This window comes from Bacillus sp. 01N45, from assembly GCF_056399205.1.
On record NZ_JBFTQW010000008.1, the window covers coordinates 258,106 to 276,938 of the forward strand.

The following is an 18,833-nucleotide window of genomic DNA, read 5'->3' on the forward strand; positions in this document are numbered from 1 at the left end:
ATTAGTCATTTTTCGTAAAGTAAGAAACGAAACGAAGAATTTCTAAATATAACCAAACTAATGTAAGCATTAGTCCCATCGCAGTGTACCACTCCATATATTTCGGAGCTTGACTACGTACACCATTTTCGATTAAATCGAAATCTAGTAATAAGTTTAATGCAGCAACTACGATAACAACTGCACTAATAATAATACCAATCGTACCGCCTTGGTGAATGTACGGAACAGTTACACCAAACATGTTTAGTAGAAATACGACTAAATACATAACCATAATTCCAAGTGTTGCTGCCATCACGCCTGTACGGAATTTATCCGTTACCTTTACTACACGCGTTGCATATAACACTAACATTGCAAATAGAATTGAGATTGTTAGTAATACAGCATTTAAAACGATAGAATCGCCAAATTTCATTGTATAAACTGCTGAAATACTACCTAATACAACCCCTTCTACCGCCGCATAGATTGGTGCACCAAAAGGTGAAATACGCGGAAAGAACATAGACGCAAATGCGATGATTGCCGCAACGATTAAAGCACCAATTAATACCGGCATCTTCATCGTCCCCTGCATCATCTGTATGTATGAATAGACAGACGTTGCAAGTAGCAAGATAAGCATAATAAACGTTTTGCCTACTGTTCCGCCAATCGTCATCGCAGAAGCGCTTGCTCCCTCTTTACGGAATGCCTCTTTTTTCAACATTGGATTAGATGTTCTCATTTTTTCCCTCCTAAAATAGGTTCTACCAATAGTGTAAAGTTTTTCTCTTTACTTTTCAATATATGCAGCTTGTTTTTATTTTAATCCTTCAACGATGTCTGATAGTTCACTCCATCTTTCCATCGTTTTTTCTAGCTCTTCTTCTGTTTTCTGCTGTGCTTCAGATAATTCTTGTGCCTTTGTGAAGTCAGATCCAACTTTCGCAAGTTCTTCTCCAATTGACTCAATTTTCCCTTCTAGTTCGGCAATTGTATCTTCAATTGTTTCCCATTCACGCTGCTCTTTGTATGAAAGTTTACGTTTACGTTGTTGTTTCGGAGCTTCTTCTACTACTTTTTTCTCTTTTTGAACTTCCGCCTTCTCAATAAGTTCTTTCGTCTTTTCCATTTCTAAAAAGTCCGTATAACTACCTAGGAATTCACGCACTTCGCCTCCGCCACTAAAGATGAACAATTCATCTACTACTTTATCTAAGAAGTAACGGTCATGCGATACAGTTAAAACGACACCTGGGAAATCTTCTAAATAATCTTCCAGTACTGTTAATGTTTGTGTATCTAGATCATTCGTAGGTTCATCAAGTAATAGTACGTTTGGTTCTCCCATTAAAATACGTAATAAATATAAACGTCTTCTTTCACCACCAGATAGTTTACCAAGCGGTGTACCATGTGAGTGCGTCGGGAATAAGAAACGTTCTAGCATTTGAGATGCACCAATTACTTTTCCGTCTGTCGTATGAATAACTTCTGCAATCTCTTTAATGTATTCAATCATACGCTGATTTAAATTCATCTCTTCATTTTCTTGCGTATAATAAGCAACTTTTACAGTTTGTCCTACTTCAACTTCACCACTATCAGGAGCTAACTTGCCTGCAAGCATATTTAATAGAGAAGATTTTCCGCTTCCATTCGCTCCAATGATTCCGATACGATCTCCTGGTTTCACAATATGATTAAAGTTGTGTAATACCGTTTTATCACCGAATTTTTTCGTTACATCTTTTAACTCAAGTACTTTTTTGCCAAGGCGACTCCCGCTAAGCGCAATATCAACTGACTGTTTTGCAGCTGGTCCTTCTTGACCTTTTAACTCATCAAATCGTTGAATACGTGCTTTTTGCTTTGTCGAACGAGCTTTTGCACCGCGGCGGATCCATGCTAGTTCGCGGCGATATAAGTTTTGACGTTTTGATTCTTGCGCAATTTCTTGTTCTTCACGAAGTGCTTTCGCTTCTAAAAATGTACTATAGTTTCCTTCGTAACTATATAGTTTACCATTGTCTAATTCAAAAATGCGGTTTGTCACACGATCTAAGAAATAACGATCATGGGTTACAAGTAATACCGCACCAGTATATCTTGCTAAATATTCTTCCAACCATTCAACTGTCTCATGGTCAAGATGGTTCGTAGGCTCATCCAAAATTAATAAATCAGGTGTTTCAATAAAACATTGCGCCATTGCAATACGCTTTTTTTGTCCACCAGATAGGTTTCCAACAGTTGCTGTAAAATCAGTAATTCCTAATTTCGTTAATAACGATTTTGCATTCGCATTTGCTTCCCATGCACTCATCGCATCCATACGTTGCTGCACTGCAAATAATTGTTCCTGTACTTTTTCATTACTTGGATCTTTTTCGATATTTAATAACGATTGTTCATAATCACGAAGAAGACGAATTAAAGGTGTATCACCATGGAACACTTGTTCTAATACTGTTAGTTTTTCATCAAACTCTGGTTGCTGTGATAAATAACTAATTGTATAACCACGTGAATGCGTCATATCACCTGTATCAGGAGTTTCTAACCCTGCAATAATTTTTAATAATGTCGATTTACCAGTACCGTTTACACCAATGATTCCGACACGTTGTCCTTCTGTAATACTACATGATAATCCATCAAATAACGGTTTTTCTCCGTATGATTTCGATAAGTTTTCCACAGTTAACATTTTCATATTTGTGCATTCCACTCTTTCATAAATTGTTCAATAAACTGTTCCATATAACGATGACGAACTTCAGCCTCTTGTTTTGCTGCGTTCGTGTTCATTAAGTCTTTTAGTTTTAAAAGTTTTTCATAGAAATGATTTAAAGATGGATCGTTATTTTTTCTATATTCATCTTTCGTCATCACTTCACGCGGAGGAATAGTTGGATCATACATTAATCTCCCTTTCGCTCCACCATACGCAAATGTGCGAGCTATTCCAATTGCTCCAAGAGCGTCTAAGCGATCCGCATCTTGAACAAGCTTCCCTTCAAGTGAATCCACTTTACCGCCATGACCACCTTTATAAGACATATTGGCGATGATATGAAGAACATGTTTACTTTCCTCTTCTTCAACATGTAACTCTTCTAACCAATCAGAAACTTTTTTCATTCCTGCTTCTTCACTTTCATTTAACTTCTCATCTGCCACATCGTGAAGTAATGCTGCCATTTCAATTATAAAACGATTTCCCCCTTCTTGCTCGGATAAAGAAATCGCCAGTTTATGTACGCGTTCAATATGATACCAATCATGCCCACTCGCATCTTTTTCTAAAATATGTTTTACAAAAGTAATTGTTTTTTGAATCTTTTCTTGTTTTGTCATTTTATCTTCACCCAGTTACTTATTGTAACACGCCCGCATTTTTTCATCACATATTTTCTTGTCCGCCCATACACTGAGTGGTAAGCATCATCATGGAGGAGGAATAAATATGTTCTATAATAATCAACCGCCTTATCCACAACAACCATTTTACCCTCAGCAACAGGACCAAAGATACACAGAACAATATGAAGAACAAGAGCAACAATATGAACAAAACCCATACGAAACACCGCAAAACCAAGAAGCTAATTATCAACAAAGCTCATACGACACACGTCCTAATTATGAATATCCTCAAAACCCATATGCAGCACCGCAAAATCAAGAACAACAATATCAGCAAAATCCATATGCAACAACGCAAAATCAAGAAACTGAATATCAACAAAATCCATACGACTCACGTCCAAATTATGAATACCCTCAAAATCCATATGTAGCACCACAAAATCAAGAGCAACAATTTCAACCAAATCCATACGAAACTCAGCCGCAACAACCACAATACCAACAACAAATGTACCAACCAAACTACAACGCGCGTGTCTCACCGCCTAAACCACCAACAATTGATCCAACACAACCACAAATTTTACCACCAGGACCAACACTCGATATTACACAACCGCAAATCTTACCGCCTGGACCAATTACAGAACCAACACAACAACAAATTCAACAAGTTGTCGGTACACAGTTTTTACCTTTAAAGAAACCTGTACTAGATTTCGTAAAACCTTGGGTAGATTACGGTTTAAATGAAGCAAAACATACATCACACAAACACGCTTTAACAGAAGTTGCTGCGATTATGTTTTTAGTTGGGAAAGGGTTCAACCCGACGATTGCACATTATATTGTGGAATCTTGGGAGAAGAATGAGCAGTTTTAGGATTGTTTATTTGATATAATATAAAAAACACAAAAGTGCCAAAACCCTTATACCACAAGGGTTTTGGCACTTTTGTATATCTAGAACAAATTTTATTAAAATAATTATTTTTATAGATTTTCATACTTTTTTATATAGTACGTGAACAAAATGTGCGCAAAATGTGCGCAAATATATGAATCACATTTTGCTGTTGGTGCACCGGTTATTTAAACCAATTCTCAATTATGAAATTCATATGAGAAACCAACACTTTTTCCTATTGGCACTCGGACAGTTTCTTGATAGCAAGCCACGTCCAGACATTATTGTTAACGGGCTTGATATACTGGAACATTATCCCTTATGTTATTTCAAATATAATTTGGTCATAATTAAAATAAAAAGAGGACGTATATACGCCTTCTTTTTTTATGGAAAACACTAAAAATCTAGAGTTCTTTATATACATTTAAGAAAACTGAATATTCCGTATATATTATATCAAGTTCTTAAAATTTTATATATCTAAAGGCGTGTTAAAATAAATGGAAATAATAAACATTGTAACTCTAAGGGGAGGTTGTTGTATGGAGGTTCAGGCACAAACAAATGAACAAATCATGCAAATGCTGAATGAATGGTACATTGAAATTCGCGCTAGACATGTAAGAAATGCACATCTATTAAAAACTGAAATTGATAAAAAAATAAAAATTATGGAAGAAAATCAAAACTTACTTTTATACTACTCTCTATTAGATTTTCGTCATCAATATTTAGTTGATAGTTTAAGTATTGGAAAAGATAGTTTCAACAAAATCGAATCTTTTAATATTCCAACAGATGATTTTCTTATATACTACTATTACTTTTTTAAGGCGATGCATTCGACGATAGTCGGAAATTACAACTTAGCTAAAATTTACTATGATAAGGCTGAAATAAAACTAAGAGAAATACCAGATCAGTTAGAGCATGCAGAGTTTTATTTCAAACTCGCTACATTTAACTGTCACCATCAGCAGTATATACCTGCATTTCAACAAGTGTCCAAAGCAGAAGAAATCTTCTCTAAATATAACGGATACGAAATAAATATAGGATATTGCAATAACGTATCTGGTCTTATCTGTACACATTTAAATGAATTTGAAACAGCTGAAGAATTTTTTATGTCTGCAATGAATATTTTCCAAAAACAAAAAGAAGAACAGGCTATCTTATATGTGCGTCACAATTTAGGGTTTATGTACGCAAACCAAAAACTATCAGACTTAGCTATTCGTCACCTTTCAGAAGTCATTAAAGAATTACCGAATGATTATAAGGCTATATTGATTGCAGCATGTGAACATGAAAAAATTGGGGAAAAAGAAAAAGCATTAGAGTTGTTTGAGAAAGGCTTGAAAATTAGTACAGATTTAAAAAATGAAGAATATGAACATCACTTTAAAATTTCACAAGCAATAGCAAAAGATGTATGTGCGGAAGAATTAGAAAAAATTGTATTAGCAGGTAATGTATATTTTGAACGAGAAAATATATATGAGTATGTAAAGGAATATAATGAAAAATTAGCACTAAAATTCTATCGTGAAAATGATCATGTAAAGTCAAGTGAGTATTTTTATTTATGTTCTACAATAAACAAAAAAATTATTTAGGGGGCACTAAAATGAAAAAAACAATTCTTTATTCATTAGGAATATTAACTGCTTTTACCTTAATCTTAGGAAATGCAAACACCCCAAAAGAAACACAAGTATCCTCTGAAGAAGTTGTACAATACTCGCACGGTCACACAGGTGGTTAATTTAATTAGTTTAAAATAAATACAAAAAAGGGCCTACTCATGATAGAGTAGGCCCTCCTTTACTTCACATACACATAGGCTTCATTTGCAGTTATATAGTATGTTGTGCCTTTACTGTTGTGCACTTTGTATTGTGGTGAATCATTAACAGATACTTTAGCATCAATAGTAAATCCAAGCCCCTCATCTACTGTTCCTGCTACATCTTTATCAGACCAAGAAGCAGCGTCGTAGAAACGAAGGTTGTCCACTTTAGAAACAACGCGTTTTCCAATTACAGAACTTGCAGCAGAAGTTTGTTCTCCTTGATATTTAATGTAGGATGGGTTGTTATAAACCCATTGATTACCACCGAGATTTAACCAATCACCTTTTTTTCCCCATACTTGATAGGATTCATCTTTACTTAATTGACGGATAACACCGTAATTTGTTGATGGCCCACTTCTAAGGTTTACATTATATCCATCGATATAAGCTACTCCTGTTCCTCCTACAACGTTTTGAATAGGTTCTTGTGGTTTTGGTTTAACTGTAACTGTTGCGCCATCATACGCCTTTTGTACGTCCGTTCTGAATTGTGATTCCGATACACCGTGACTGCGAAGATAATCAAGCGGATCTTCGTGGTCGGTTCCACCTAATTTGTAAGTAATGTCTTTATGTGTCCATAAACCTTTGCTTGGATGAATCCCTCTATCTTTTAAAATCTTAGCTAATAGTTTTACATAACGTTCGTAAGAAGATATAAATTTAGCTGGATTACTAGTTTCGGAAAGTTCTACGTGAACAAATCTTTTATTTGCAGCTGGTCCAGCACCATAAGCGATATATTTTGTATCGGCAATTTGGATTGTCTCATCCCAATCTACTGCATAATGAACAAAAGCAGAACGCCATGTACGAGACTCATACTTTTGAATATTAATTGCTGGCGCTTCTGGTGTTGCTGTACTATGTGCCACAACGCCCTCATACACGCCTACGCCGTTACGATACGCTTGTTTCGGTAAGTCTTGGATAATTAGTACTCTATCGGCAAAAGAAGCCGTAGCAAATGAAAATAAGAGCAATAGAGTCATAAATAAGGAACTAAATAGTTTAATTGGTTTTTTCATTGTGTATTTTCCCCTTTTTAGCCAAACAAAAAGAGCACCGTCTTTTGACAATGCTCTCCTTATGTAAGGCGTATATTTTTATTTTGTATTATGTTTTTCTTTTCTTGCATTAGACCTTATGATTTTTGCTTGAATTTCAGATGCTACACTTTCTAATAACCACGCTGGAATCCATTTTTCCCAGCCAATTCGTGCACAGTTTGCAGCAAAACTATTAAAAATGTGATAACTCAACCCACCAACTACCATAAAGAAAAAGAAATCGGGTAGTTTAAGAGCGATATCAAATAAATGTGCAAGAGCCGGCAATGATAAAAGCACCACGGTTCTCGTGATGCCCTCAATTCCATATTGTGATGAGTATGTGCCATCTAGTTTTGAAGCTTTACTACCAGTAATCCAGTCCAACATAATAATCCAGCAGTAGATTCCAATCCAAATTACATTCGCCTTACCATATAGCAAATTAATTAATGTTCCTAGTCCTCCGCTTATAATGCCACCCACTTTAAATTGAGTACTTGTAATTACATCAGATATATTCAATGCCTTGATAAGTTCTTGAATTCGTTCCAAGTTCTCACCTCCTTTCAAATTTTGGCCAAAATAAAAAGCCTGCTGCTGCACGCTTGGATTTTCTTGTTTACGTATTTAATTTTTTCCATGAATGTTCTAATGGTTCTTGTCGTGGTCGTCTCATGTCATGGTTTTGTGGATTGTTAGGTATTTCTAGCTTAGGTAAAAATGCTCCCTTCCGTGTTTGTACGTTCCTATTGGCTACAGTTAGATAATTACGTAATATCATTCCTTTAAAAGTAGCCATAATCAAGAAACCCTTATTACAATATCTGATGGTAGTGAATAGGTGTTCATAGTATTACTAACACAAGCTAAATATCTATATTTTTGTATCCCTTCATCGGTTGGAATTTCAATGAAGTCTCCTTGTGATAAATTCGTTGTTCCGCTTAAATAAAATATTCCATCTAATCGTCCTCGGACACCTTCCTCCTTAGTCTCTACAAAAATAGGAGACAAAATATATGATTTATCAATTGTCGGGTTCTTCAAAGGCGTAAAATAACTTGTGGTGGATCTATATGGTTTAGTTGAAGAAGGAAATGATTCAGGGCCCGCAAACATCCAACCTTGATTTTGCTGCGTCGAAGAATTAGAAGTTACTCCGGAGAAAGCTGTTGATGCTGCATATATCGCCCTTGTAAATGGTTCATGTGATTCTTTTAAATACAGGTCATCCGGAACGCCTATATATGAAACAACGTTGTAACCAGATAGATATTCTGGTGCAATTGTAGCAACAATAACACGTTCTTTATCCGCAAAAATGTATAATTCGAAAATCGCATCCTTATCATAGGTTGGTCCTTTTCCCTTTGTAAAGCCGGTGTTATATCTTCTACCAGAAAACCAGCCTAAAGGATTGGAATCAGTTATATTTATCCGTCTACTTGTGTTTTCCTCGTATCCTTCAGAAAAACGAAAGAATGGATCTGCGTAGTCTGATTTTCTAATATCATAACTAGAGTTTGTTGACGGGGAAGATTCTGAATTTCTTCCATCAAACGGGATAAGTTCTAAGAATATATTTTTCTTATTATCATTACCATCTGAATACATAACAAAAAAGTTATTTTCAGAAGAGTCTCCTTTATTTTTTTGCACCCATCCCACTCGAAGCATCTCATCAATAACTGTTTGGAAGATGTCTTTTCGTGCAACTTCAAAGCGATTAAAAATTTTATTAGTCATATAGTTCTCTCCTTTAAGATAAACTTACTGCTTTTATATTTAAAGAAAATAAAGCAGCCGAATCTCCTTTGTTTTCAACAAAAACATGAGCGGCTGCAGTATTATCTTTATCTTCAATCGGTATTGCTAATATATCGTATATTTTCTTCTCTTGGAGACTCTTGTATATTTGATCTCCATCTTCTTTTTTATCAAAAATTGTAACGACCGTTTCGGAATCTTTATCATTTATGACTTTAATTGTTCGGATATCATATTTGTTGAATCCAATATTAATCGGTATATATTCTACCTGCCCTTTTTCTATGAAAATTTGTTCTTTTCTTTCCACGAATGTTGGATTTGAATTTGCTGTTTCCCCTTTGAATCTATTAATTTTCATTTTAGTTCCCATATCATCACAACCTAATCATGTGCTAGTTTAATGTTGAAATAAATTGGTTCAAGGCCCATGTAATTATAGTCTTTAACAACTTTAACCCAGAGTTCTTTAGAGTTTTGAGGGTCTAACGTACCGATAGAAATTTCTTTTGAAAAATTAATACCATCTAGTGAAACATCTGCCCAGGAAACTCCGACCTTATCCATGTATTGTTGGACAGATATTTTTAAATTGGCCACAGCGGATATATTTTCATTTTGCACAGACATTCGAATAACCTTTTGGCCCTCTACCATATTCCCTAAATGGGTTGGATCTGTATCGTTTAATTCTTTGTCATGCATTAAAATTTTTAAAGGAGAACCCATATTATATATGTCGCCACCATAAAAGATTGTTTTCTTTGTAGCGATTAGCATGTTTTTCTCGTCAAATATTTCTACCTGTCCCTTAAATTCTAGTGATGGTAAAACAATATCTATACCCGTATTATTTCGGTCTACTGCACTTTTAAAAACAATGTTTCCACTATCATCTTTTAATACAACTAATCCGCCAGGAAAGAGTTGTCGTAATTTTAATTTATTACCTGCAGTAACAATAATACGATCGACATTTAATGGAGTGTATTGGTTTTCTATGCCTTTTTTTACAACTATCCCAATCTTATTAGCTTCTAATTTTTCGCTATCAGCATAATCAAAATTGGAATCTGTTTTGCTGTAAAAATCCCACTGATTACCTTGTGATACAGCTAACCATTCTATATGATCCTTTGAACTAGTTTTTGAATAAGATTCAAGGAATTCAATTTTGTTATCAGCATTCTGGTATATGAGTAGTCCACCATTATCATTTTCTACAGTTGGCTGATAATCTGCAGTTACTTGTATTGCAATGTCACCTGCAGGTTTATCGACTAATAGTAAAACATCTTTGCTGGCATCATGGTTTATTCGTAAAAAACTCTTTTCAGCAGAAATATCAAATGCACTTGCCGGAGACATGATCCACCGAGGATGCATGGAATCAAAATCATCCGTGAATATTTTTCCGCTTTGTTTTTTGTATAAAGAAACTAAATGTTTTTCCTTATAATTAACAGGAAGTAATGTTCCAGTTTCATCAATATCTAAAGCGTCAAACCTGTAGTCGAAAGTAGCTGCTGTTGCCGATGAATTTACTACTGTGACTTTAACAATATGGTTTTTATTTTCGAGATTTATTTTCTCGTATTTTAAAACTTGAAATGTATTTGATACTGTATTTGCATCAAAGTATTCTATTGGTAAATCATCTATGGATACACTGATTCTGTTGGAGTAGTAACGGGTATCTGAACAAGCTACAATCAAACGAAATTTAGTACCTCTAAATTGGAATTTAAAGCTTGAGTTTTTTCCTTTTAATGCGCCAATAGATGAACCGTCATACTCTGTATTTGCTGGATACTTACTCCAATTCTCATCGTATTCTATCAGTGGATTAGTATCGTCATATCTTTTCCAATTTGGTTCTGGTTGTTTTAAAATATCTCCAACTTTCGCCATTTGCTCACCTTCTATCTCGTTTTCTTCCAATTTGAATTCGTCCACCAAGATTGACGACTATGCCGCAACCATAGCTTTGGATCTTCTTTTATAACTTTTTTATTTTCATCGCTTTCAATGATTTCAGCGTTATATATATTATCAACTATGAAATGTTCAAATTTTATACAAGTGGCATCAAATAGCATGTCCACTTTAAAACTATCATTCTCTATGATTGAACTTTCGATAATTACTTGTCTGTTAAGCTGCTCAGATTCGCTCACAACAGTTTCTATAGTGCTCTCTCTATCAAACGTATCACCTGTTATTTCATCAGCTTCAAATTGACGAGAAGTATCAAATAAATCCTGTTCATGAATTAAAGCTTTTTTTGCAGGTGTATCAGCTGCATCATACTCATAAACAATTTGTGAATCTAGCTCTAAAAGTGGTCTTTCAAATTCTGTTGCTCCGGACACATCCGTCATGATTTCTTGTATAGGGCGCACCATATCAACAGTATCAACAACTTTTGATGGGATATTTATTTCTGGTCGGTTCATTATTTCGGACAAAGCCGTTTCTGTTATGAATTCTCTTTTAATACGTGAAAACATGTCGAAGTCAGGTAAATAGACTGGAATCCCCAAACCTTCGAACAAATCCATTTCTTCTCTCGTTGCATCTATCTGTAGGATGTTTCTATCTGCTAATGAAAAAGTCTCTTCAAAAACAATAGTTTTTGTATCAAAGCGATTGCTTAATTCGTTTTCTGTAATGACAGTGACGATATCTTTCGTAATTTTATTAACTGGATCCGTTTCTATGTAATCTGTAGAAACTGTTGCAATTACTTTATCTATAGCTACAGTGTTAGTAATCACGCTGCAAACGTCTTTGATATTTCTATCTCCATTATCAATTTCAATAATATTACCTGTATTAAATTCACGATTAACATTTAAACCATCTGATATATCAGCCATGTTTACACCGTACTCACGACCTTTTGGGGTTGTTAATTCCATATGCGCAATGTTATTTGCGATAAATTCATTAGTAACCCTATCGGCTTCTGATTCATTCATTTTTTCGGCTTCATGATATTTGTTTTTTCTATCAGCATATCCATGAAAAGCTGCTCCTGCTTTTATCTCGTTAGTAACCCTATCAGATTGATTTAAATCTATTTCAATTAAATCCATTTCTATTTTTTTTCGTAATAGAGTTTCTGAATCTACAAGTGAACTACCTATTTCCGATATAGAACGATCTATCAATTCTAATGAAACACCTTCCCCATTAATCTGTAAGGCATCTCTATCCCCTGTAGATAATTCAGCATAGTTTGCTGATAACTCTCTCTGGATGCGAGCGAACAAATCGTAATCGGGTAAATAAACTGGTATACCTTGACCGTTAAATATGTCATATTCTTCATATGAACCAATCATTTCTCTAATGTATCTATATGCTAATTCCGCGTCACTGACATTAATCGCTTCTAGTTCTTTTATTGTGATATTGCTTGTATCGACGGATATTGTTGTAGCGCATATTTCCTTTTCTTGTCGTGCTGCTACGATACTTTCATAAAAATTTTCCCCATACAGAACGCGTGCTACGTTAACCCATTCTGGTAATTCATCTACATCTACAGCAAATTCGCGCACTTTTTTATGAAGAACTTCTTCTTTTATTACTGGGTTCATTTCGTGCTCGTTTGTAGCACGGTGCAGCACCTCTTCGTTAGCAATAAGAATTTCATGTGTATTAAAAGGCCGATTAACATGTTCATCCACGATATGATCCATTTTAAAAATTCGCTCGTGTTGCAATGCTTCCTCATCAATGTTTATACCAATGAGAAGACATCTGAATTGCTTGGAATCTTGTAAATCAGAAACTTCCATATCAAATTCTATCAAACGTTTTGAAATGGAACTGTCTAGAGAAGACGTACTCGCTTCAATTTCTCTAACTTGTCGACTAGCTTTTTCCACAATAGCAGAGAAAACGCCTTTAATTTTAGTTGTTCTTCTTGTAGCGAATATCCCTGCATCATCTTCTGTAATAGCCTTAACCCTTGAACTTGCCGGCATACTCACTGGAAACTCGTGTTCATTTTTCCCAAAAGGATTTGTTACTGAAAGTGCTACACAATAGCTCTTTTCAAATTTGGATTCCGAAGAAATAGAAACAGTATAGTTTTTTTCTTTTATAAATAAAGAAGGGGTAGCAAGCGAATAAACCTTTTCTTTCATTCTTTGCTTTCCCCCTTTCGTTTTTAAATGTCCTCTTTATAAATCGCTAACCCAATAGGATTAAACGGAGAATTTTTACTTGTGAATGGTGATACCGCAGTTGTGGGCAATGTATAACGATATAATTGCGCCATTTTATAACTAGCAGTAATTTCCCCAAGCGGAAATTCTTTAAATATCACTGTTTTGTCATCTGGATTATAGACATAATCTGTTTTCGGTATTTCTTTACAATTCATAAAAATGTTTAACGTATCACCTTGTGGTTTATGTTCTAAATGAAATATAGTCGTGGCACCATCACCGTTACCAAGCACTTCATTTACTACTGTTTTTTCAATTTCTAATTCATCCGCTTGTTGAATGTTCTTAGGATGTACCGCATAAACATCATCTAATTTTCCTACATAGCCATCGTTTGGATGAACAATATAAAATTGAGATAAATGATATTTATTACTGTACATTGAAGGATTAAAGCGACCTTGACCACTATCAATCTCAGAATTATGAGTAATGAATGCTAGATAATGCTGTTGATACATAGCCCCTGTTAAAGATTGGGCCAACATGGGCGATAAATTACCACCCGAAGTATTTTGGCCATAGTCCATGTTAGTTTCGCCAATTTTCTTTGTGGAATTATTAAATTGTTCTCCTTCACGGCAACCGCCCATGATAAGTAAATTTTTTTGTGGTTTATTATCAAAGGTGTGCATTTTTCCAATATAAAGCGGAACAAATAAAGCTCGGACAGGACTTGGCGTCGGATCTATTCGCATAAACATAACGATACGATCTTTATTTGCGTTTCCATACATATAAACAACTGAATCTCTCTTCCAATCTTTTGTGAATCGTTGTTCTGGCGTGAAACTTAACGATGTATAAGGTGACGCATTAATAAAATTGATAGATTTAAAAATTTCCGTCATAACACTTATTGTGTTTTGAACATCAAATCTGGTTTTTGCTGTAAGAACATCTTCTAATACACCATCTTTATTTGGTTCAAGTAATCTTATTCCGGAAACTTTAATGTTGTCAGAACTTGCAGGTGCGGATTTGAAAATAATACTACCGCCAGTGAATGAGTACTCATTTCCGGTTACAACAGTGTCATTTTTATAAACTGTAAAACGGCTTTCATCAAAATCAGCAAATGGTAATGTGAATGTTGTTTTCGTTCCATTTCCATTCCCTAAATTTGCTGCTTCATCTGTAGACTTAATTTCTTTTTCAATGAAATATCGCGTATACGTGAAGAAAATCATATCATTAGATGGTTCATATGCATCGTTGGCAAGACGATATTCTGCAGTTACCTTTCCACCCTTTGCAATTGGACTATTAAACTTAATATTCCCTGTTTTACTATCGACTGTATAAGAACTCTTATCTTGCAGAACACTATTTACATAAACTAATAGTGATGTTGAGATAATTGGGAAAGCAGGAATATTAAATTCTGTTTTTGTCCCATCCCCGACCCCTAAATTTCCTAATCTGGATTCAACGGAAACGTAACGTGCATCTGCAAAATCCGAATCCGCAGTATCGTATGCTACCGCAAAACCGAATCTGCGTCGTTCTAAATCACTACCTAACGATTCAAACAATCTCACATCAATATATTTACTAGAATCGCTTCGAATACGGAATAGTAAATCTCGTTTCCATCCATTTGCGATATACATTTTTTCTAATTCATTCGGTAACGTTTGTAAATTAACTACTTGATCGAACCACATTTAGTTTCTCCCCTTATCACATTGATTTTTCGTATATACCTAAACCAGCTGGACGATATGCAGTTGCTGGCATTTTCGTAATTGGTGAAATTGCATCCACTGTAAAGGAACGATAAATATCATGAGAGTCTGGACAAGTATCTATTCGGACTTTTAATTTGTCGCCATCTAATAATCCTAATGGTGATAGGAGAACGATATAAGGCATGTAGCCACGGACACCTTCATCTGGATGAACGATATAAGCACGTGAAGTATGTACTCTACCACTATATAAAGATGGGTTGAATTGATATTTATATTCATCATTGTCATGACTTTGCCATGCTGAAGGATATTGTCCACCGTTTTTTCCTTTACGATCTGGTGGCATCATATTACTTGGGACATTCCACGCAATATAGTGAGCTTGATATCTTGCTCCGAATCGGGAACGTTTTATAATTACATTATCAATACCGTTACCAGGACTTTTCGGATATGTTTTTGTTCTTGGCATATATTTTGATACATCTCTAAAAGGTTTCGGGTTTTCAAAATCAAAAGTATGAGAGGAAGATTCGTCACCTTCATCATAGGCACTACCAGCCCATAGAGCATCCGCAATTGTATCATCCGCTGCATAACTTTCTAACCTGCCCATATATACCGGTACTACAGGAACGACGTTATTTTCAAATGCTGGTGTTCTGTCTGCTTGAATTAATAATACCGCTCTATCTTTATCAACTTGACCTGTAATGCGAACTAGTGAATCTGGCCACCAATTTGTATCTACATTTACATTTTGTAATCTTGGATTTCTAAAAGTACACTTTACCCAAGGTGACATCATGAGTTGCGGAGAATCCGAATATTCATAAGTGTAAACGTCATAAAGTGTACCAGTATTCGGATTCCTATTTTGAGTTACTATTTCTTTAACCTCAGCTAATTCAACATCCATTATGGATCGAGATTCATATCCATCTTGAGCGCCCATAGCGATTAAACTGTTATCTTGATAATTTGGGAGTTGTTCGATCATATATAGATACATACAAGAGCGATCTTTATATCTTGGGTTATTTTCTAGATAAGATTGAAGTTCTGTTTTGCCTTTATCTGTAGATAAATCTATATCCAATTTTGTTTTATTCTCCCAAGCCCAGGTCTGAACAATTCCGTACATGCCTCCATCCGAATTTTGTAAAACAACATGTTTTGCACACCAATATTTATACAATTTAGTAATGTTATCTTTGCTTCCTTGCTCTTTTTCTTTATGAATGTATTTATAAAAGGTTTTAACTTTTTTCCAACCATTTTCAGTCATTAAATTTATGAGCTCATTTTGAAATTCTGCTTCTGTAACGATTTTTTCAATATATGCCATTTATTTCACTCTCCTAATCCTTTAAAAGTTGGTAATTAAGCCATATAGCTTTTTTCTCTGCAGAAACATTGTGGTATTCGAATCTTATCTCTGAATTAGCAGGTATAGGCTTTACAACAGAGAAGTTAAATCCCTCCGGCACATCTTTTACATAAACGTCTTTAAAGATTTGTTGGCCATTAATAAATAAATTCCAATAGTCTTTGTCACTGTAATGTGAAGCAGCAACAGAAAAAGCAATCATTTCTGTCTCGAATGGTAATGAAAACTTATCTACATGCATTCCATCATAAATACCAACTCTTCGCCCTTGTATAAATGGTTCTGTTTTTGTTGGGAAGTAAGGTGCGTCAAATCTTCCACCAGCCATATAATTAACTGAAAAACTCATGAGTACGTCCCCTTATCTTAAAAAGTGAAATTCAAACCATACCGTTTTATCAAGAATCCCTTGGTTATGGAATCGGAATGTTATTGTGCTTCCTGTTGCGACTGCTTTATAAACCATAAAGTGCATACCTTCGGGAATACGCTTCGTATAGATATCCTGGCAAACAGTTTGTCCGTTCACGATTAAATCCCATTTATCATCTAATTCATACATGGAGGAACTAACACTAATAGCATAAATCTCCATATCTGCAGGTAATATATATTTCATTTCATCCGTTTTATATGATGTGGAATCCATAATGAATCCAGGTATGAATGGTTCGGTTTTTGTTGGATGAAAAGGTGGATCTAATCGGCCACCAGCTAAATAGGTTGTTTCAAACAAGATCATTCACCCTTTTCCATGTATTAAAAAATTCCCGTGCATCATTAAGACACATCGGGAATTGGTAAATCAGATAGCATACCGTTACCTTTATTAAGAAGACGCGGCTGCACACGTTCTAATTGTTTCTTTGCATTATATATTAATTGTATTTCCATCATCTTTCCTGTTATCTTGTGGGATAAAAGAACCTTATCTAACATACCGTGGTCGTTAAAAACTAAATCGTAATAAAGATATTTGTCTCCATCAACAGCAGATAAACGAGCGCCGTCACGAATGAGGGTATAGCCCTCTGTCATACCTTCTTTAAATACGTTATTTGGGTCATCGCCAGGCATTGGTTTTCCACCGCTGTAAAATTCTCTATCAATTAATCCTTTCATCAAATACATAATCGGATCATATAAGTTCTTTTGCATTATCATCATATCACCCCTAATTTACCCTAGTGACAGCCCAAGTTTTTGCGGGACGTTGAATATAATATCCATCTGGACCTATGTTTTTCCGATCAAATGTTAAATCTGGTAGAGAACCATAATCAAATAGAATATTATTCTGTGTATCTAACACTTGTAGTCGTCCTGTAAGCCACCTTAAAGGATTTCGTACAGCTTCAAATACAATTACATTTACCCCGTATTCGAGTGGAATATCAACATATGTAGGATTGTTTCGGATAAGGTAATTTTCTTCTATTAACCTATCATTGGCGTAAATATTTAATACGTCACCATCTTCATAATCATAATCCCAAAGTTTTAATCGTAAGGTATCTACGTTTACTGTGATTCCGCTTATGTCTGTATAAGGTGTAGGTTCGTATCCATAGTTAACTGTTAAATCTAAAGTTTGATAGAAACCATCATCTGCTGAAATCATAGTATTAATCCCTTTTACGAAATAATTCCATTGTTGGCCAGAATCTCGGTTGTAAACAGAAATTACATCAAACAATTGAATCCTTGGATCACCAACTACTGCAACCGTTAATGTTCTAAACTTTTGTATTGCCTTTAAATGATAAGCTGCAGCGACTGCTCTTCTCGCAAAGAATGTTGTAGCCCAAGGAACTTCTATCATTTCCTCACGCAAATCACCTTGCGATACATTTTTTAATAAAAAAGAATTAAGAAATCCATTTGCGTAATCTCCACATTTAACAACAATGCTATTACTGATATCCTGATCTGTTAGCTGCATATCTAATGAAATGAGGTTCTCACCTTCATTAAAGTTAAATTTTGCAGGCTCGTTAATGGCATAGTCCGGCATTTTCATAAACGTACAACTTCCATCCGGTTCATGTTTAATATAGTGGAATGTTGTATCTATAATATCGCGAACAATTTCATCCCATTTTTGAAACCTCTTACCAGTAGCACCCTCAACGAGCCAGCTTTGATTGGTACCAGGTATGTTTACGGGACTACCATGTAAGACAACCCCTGCTTTTTGAAAGAAGAATTTTACAACATTATAAACATTGCCAGTTGGTGCAACAATTTCATCCGATCCAGGTGTTGGTATTACTGATTTATGTAGAAGTTTCTTATAAGATGTTGTACAAGTGACTGAAATAGTACCACTTTCGGCATTTACCTTCACATCAGATACAAAACCATGTATATAAGGTAAAACCTCTTCACCGTAGCCGATAGATACCTTAAATTCAGTCTGTGGATACAGTTGATTTGTATTTGTTACCTCACTGTTATAAAACCATTCTTGAATAGAAGAAAACTTACCATACCAATTATCAGGAGCCATTTGACCGTATTCATTTGCAAAGGTAATAGTAAATGTACTTGCGAATTGGTCT

Annotated in this window: 18 protein-coding genes; 3 read left to right on the plus strand and 15 right to left on the minus strand. The window is 35.0% G+C overall.

Going from position 1 to position 18,833, the window contains the following annotated elements; translation table 11 throughout:
- Position 1: 1 nt before the first annotated feature.
- The 3 genes from AC1DMU_RS20080 to AC1DMU_RS20090 all read right to left on the minus strand — a co-directional run bounded on the left by AC1DMU_RS20080 (position 2) and on the right by AC1DMU_RS20090 (position 3,348).
- Complete coding sequence (locus tag AC1DMU_RS20080; protein WP_001260655.1) at positions 2-733, minus strand: Bax inhibitor-1/YccA family protein; 732 nt, start codon at positions 731-733, stop codon at positions 2-4.
- 75 nt (positions 734-808) lie between these two features.
- Positions 809-2,704 carry an ABC-F family ATP-binding cassette domain-containing protein gene (locus AC1DMU_RS20085; protein WP_088063220.1) on the minus strand — a complete coding sequence of 632 codons (1,896 nt, stop codon included), beginning with the start codon at positions 2,702-2,704 and terminating at the stop codon, positions 809-811.
- Positions 2,701-3,348 carry an HD domain-containing protein gene (locus tag AC1DMU_RS20090; protein ID WP_087982623.1) on the minus strand — a complete coding sequence of 216 codons (648 nt, stop codon included), beginning with the start codon at positions 3,346-3,348 and terminating at the stop codon, positions 2,701-2,703. The genes AC1DMU_RS20085 and AC1DMU_RS20090 overlap by 4 nt, the downstream gene beginning before the upstream one ends.
- Before the next feature lie 109 nt (positions 3,349-3,457).
- On the opposite strand from AC1DMU_RS20090, the gene AC1DMU_RS20095 reads away from it, so the two are divergent.
- The 3 genes from AC1DMU_RS20095 (at position 3,458) to AC1DMU_RS20105 (ending at position 6,038) form a co-directional block, all read left to right on the plus strand.
- Entirely contained in the window at positions 3,458-4,243 is a 786-nt protein-coding gene (locus AC1DMU_RS20095) for a hypothetical protein (RefSeq protein ID WP_088063219.1), read from the plus strand.
- Between the two features lie 569 nt (positions 4,244-4,812).
- Positions 4,813-5,889, plus strand: coding sequence for a response regulator aspartate phosphatase (locus tag AC1DMU_RS20100; RefSeq protein WP_431144243.1), 1,077 nt, complete (start codon positions 4,813-4,815; stop codon positions 5,887-5,889).
- 11 nt (positions 5,890-5,900) lie between these two features.
- Entirely contained in the window at positions 5,901-6,038 is a 138-nt protein-coding gene (locus AC1DMU_RS20105; RefSeq protein ID WP_170879373.1) for a hypothetical protein, read from the plus strand.
- A 59-nt stretch (positions 6,039-6,097) separates the two neighbouring features.
- On the opposite strand, the gene AC1DMU_RS20110 is transcribed toward AC1DMU_RS20105, so the two are convergent.
- The 12 genes from AC1DMU_RS20110 to AC1DMU_RS20165 all read right to left on the minus strand — a co-directional run.
- Positions 6,098-7,156: an N-acetylmuramoyl-L-alanine amidase gene (locus AC1DMU_RS20110; protein ID WP_431144244.1), complete on the minus strand. Its 1,059-nt coding sequence runs from the start codon at positions 7,154-7,156 to the stop codon at positions 6,098-6,100.
- Between the two features lie 78 nt (positions 7,157-7,234).
- A complete protein-coding gene (locus AC1DMU_RS20115; protein ID WP_431144245.1) occupies positions 7,235-7,732 on the minus strand; it encodes a phage holin family protein in 498 nt (165 codons plus the stop codon).
- Positions 7,733-7,981: 249 nt separating this feature from the next.
- A complete protein-coding gene (locus AC1DMU_RS20120) occupies positions 7,982-8,926 on the minus strand; it encodes a hypothetical protein (protein ID WP_088063214.1) in 945 nt (314 codons plus the stop codon).
- 13 nt (positions 8,927-8,939) lie between these two features.
- Positions 8,940-9,320: a hypothetical protein gene (locus AC1DMU_RS20125; protein WP_088063213.1), complete on the minus strand. Its 381-nt coding sequence runs from the start codon at positions 9,318-9,320 to the stop codon at positions 8,940-8,942.
- Positions 9,321-9,331: 11 nt separating this feature from the next.
- Positions 9,332-10,888, minus strand: coding sequence for a cell adhesion protein (locus AC1DMU_RS20130; RefSeq protein WP_476941553.1), 1,557 nt, complete (start codon positions 10,886-10,888; stop codon positions 9,332-9,334).
- Positions 10,870-13,104 (minus strand): hypothetical protein, encoded by a 2,235-nt coding sequence (locus tag AC1DMU_RS20135; RefSeq protein ID WP_215559053.1) that lies wholly within the window; start codon positions 13,102-13,104, stop codon positions 10,870-10,872. The genes AC1DMU_RS20130 and AC1DMU_RS20135 overlap by 19 nt, the downstream gene beginning before the upstream one ends.
- 23 nt (positions 13,105-13,127) lie before the next feature.
- Positions 13,128-14,855 (minus strand): DUF2460 domain-containing protein, encoded by a 1,728-nt coding sequence (locus AC1DMU_RS20140; RefSeq protein WP_215559052.1) that lies wholly within the window; start codon positions 14,853-14,855, stop codon positions 13,128-13,130.
- Between the two features lie 16 nt (positions 14,856-14,871).
- Entirely contained in the window at positions 14,872-16,230 is a 1,359-nt protein-coding gene (locus tag AC1DMU_RS20145) for a hypothetical protein (protein WP_431144246.1), read from the minus strand.
- A 13-nt stretch (positions 16,231-16,243) separates the two neighbouring features.
- Complete coding sequence (locus AC1DMU_RS20150; protein WP_431144247.1) at positions 16,244-16,621, minus strand: Low copy number virion structural protein; 378 nt, start codon at positions 16,619-16,621, stop codon at positions 16,244-16,246.
- A 12-nt stretch (positions 16,622-16,633) separates the two neighbouring features.
- Positions 16,634-17,008 (minus strand): Low copy number virion structural protein, encoded by a 375-nt coding sequence (locus AC1DMU_RS20155; protein ID WP_215559049.1) that lies wholly within the window; start codon positions 17,006-17,008, stop codon positions 16,634-16,636.
- Positions 17,009-17,052: 44 nt separating this feature from the next.
- Positions 17,053-17,436 carry a hypothetical protein gene (locus AC1DMU_RS20160; RefSeq protein WP_088119549.1) on the minus strand — a complete coding sequence of 128 codons (384 nt, stop codon included), beginning with the start codon at positions 17,434-17,436 and terminating at the stop codon, positions 17,053-17,055.
- 10 nt (positions 17,437-17,446) lie between these two features.
- A partial coding sequence (locus AC1DMU_RS20165; RefSeq protein WP_476941554.1) for a hypothetical protein occupies positions 17,447-18,833 on the minus strand: 1,387 nt, incomplete at its 5' end.

What these genes read in the sequence shown, in the direction of transcription:
- AC1DMU_RS20100 (WP_431144243.1), top strand. Translation starts at nt 4,813, where the DNA reads ATGGAGGTTCAGGCACAAACAAATGAACAAATCATGCAAATGCTGAAT.
- AC1DMU_RS20110 (WP_431144244.1), bottom strand. Translation starts at nt 7,156, where the DNA reads ATGAAAAAACCAATTAAACTATTTAGTTCCTTATTTATGACTCTATTG.
- AC1DMU_RS20080 (WP_001260655.1), bottom strand. Translation starts at nt 733, where the DNA reads ATGAGAACATCTAATCCAATGTTGAAAAAAGAGGCATTCCGTAAAGAG.
- AC1DMU_RS20150 (WP_431144247.1), bottom strand. Translation starts at nt 16,621, where the DNA reads ATGAGTTTTTCAGTTAATTATATGGCTGGTGGAAGATTTGACGCACCT.
- AC1DMU_RS20085 (WP_088063220.1), bottom strand. Translation starts at nt 2,704, where the DNA reads ATGAAAATGTTAACTGTGGAAAACTTATCGAAATCATACGGAGAAAAA.
- AC1DMU_RS20160 (WP_088119549.1), bottom strand. Translation starts at nt 17,436, where the DNA reads ATGATAATGCAAAAGAACTTATATGATCCGATTATGTATTTGATGAAA.
- AC1DMU_RS20105 (WP_170879373.1), top strand. Translation starts at nt 5,901, where the DNA reads ATGAAAAAAACAATTCTTTATTCATTAGGAATATTAACTGCTTTTACC.
- AC1DMU_RS20145 (WP_431144246.1), bottom strand. Translation starts at nt 16,230, where the DNA reads ATGGCATATATTGAAAAAATCGTTACAGAAGCAGAATTTCAAAATGAG.
- AC1DMU_RS20125 (WP_088063213.1), bottom strand. Translation starts at nt 9,320, where the DNA reads ATGGGAACTAAAATGAAAATTAATAGATTCAAAGGGGAAACAGCAAAT.
- AC1DMU_RS20135 (WP_215559053.1), bottom strand. Translation starts at nt 13,104, where the DNA reads ATGAAAGAAAAGGTTTATTCGCTTGCTACCCCTTCTTTATTTATAAAA.
- AC1DMU_RS20090 (WP_087982623.1), bottom strand. Translation starts at nt 3,348, where the DNA reads ATGACAAAACAAGAAAAGATTCAAAAAACAATTACTTTTGTAAAACAT.
- AC1DMU_RS20120 (WP_088063214.1), bottom strand. Translation starts at nt 8,926, where the DNA reads ATGACTAATAAAATTTTTAATCGCTTTGAAGTTGCACGAAAAGACATC.
- AC1DMU_RS20140 (WP_215559052.1), bottom strand. Translation starts at nt 14,855, where the DNA reads ATGTGGTTCGATCAAGTAGTTAATTTACAAACGTTACCGAATGAATTA.
- AC1DMU_RS20095 (WP_088063219.1), top strand. Translation starts at nt 3,458, where the DNA reads ATGTTCTATAATAATCAACCGCCTTATCCACAACAACCATTTTACCCT.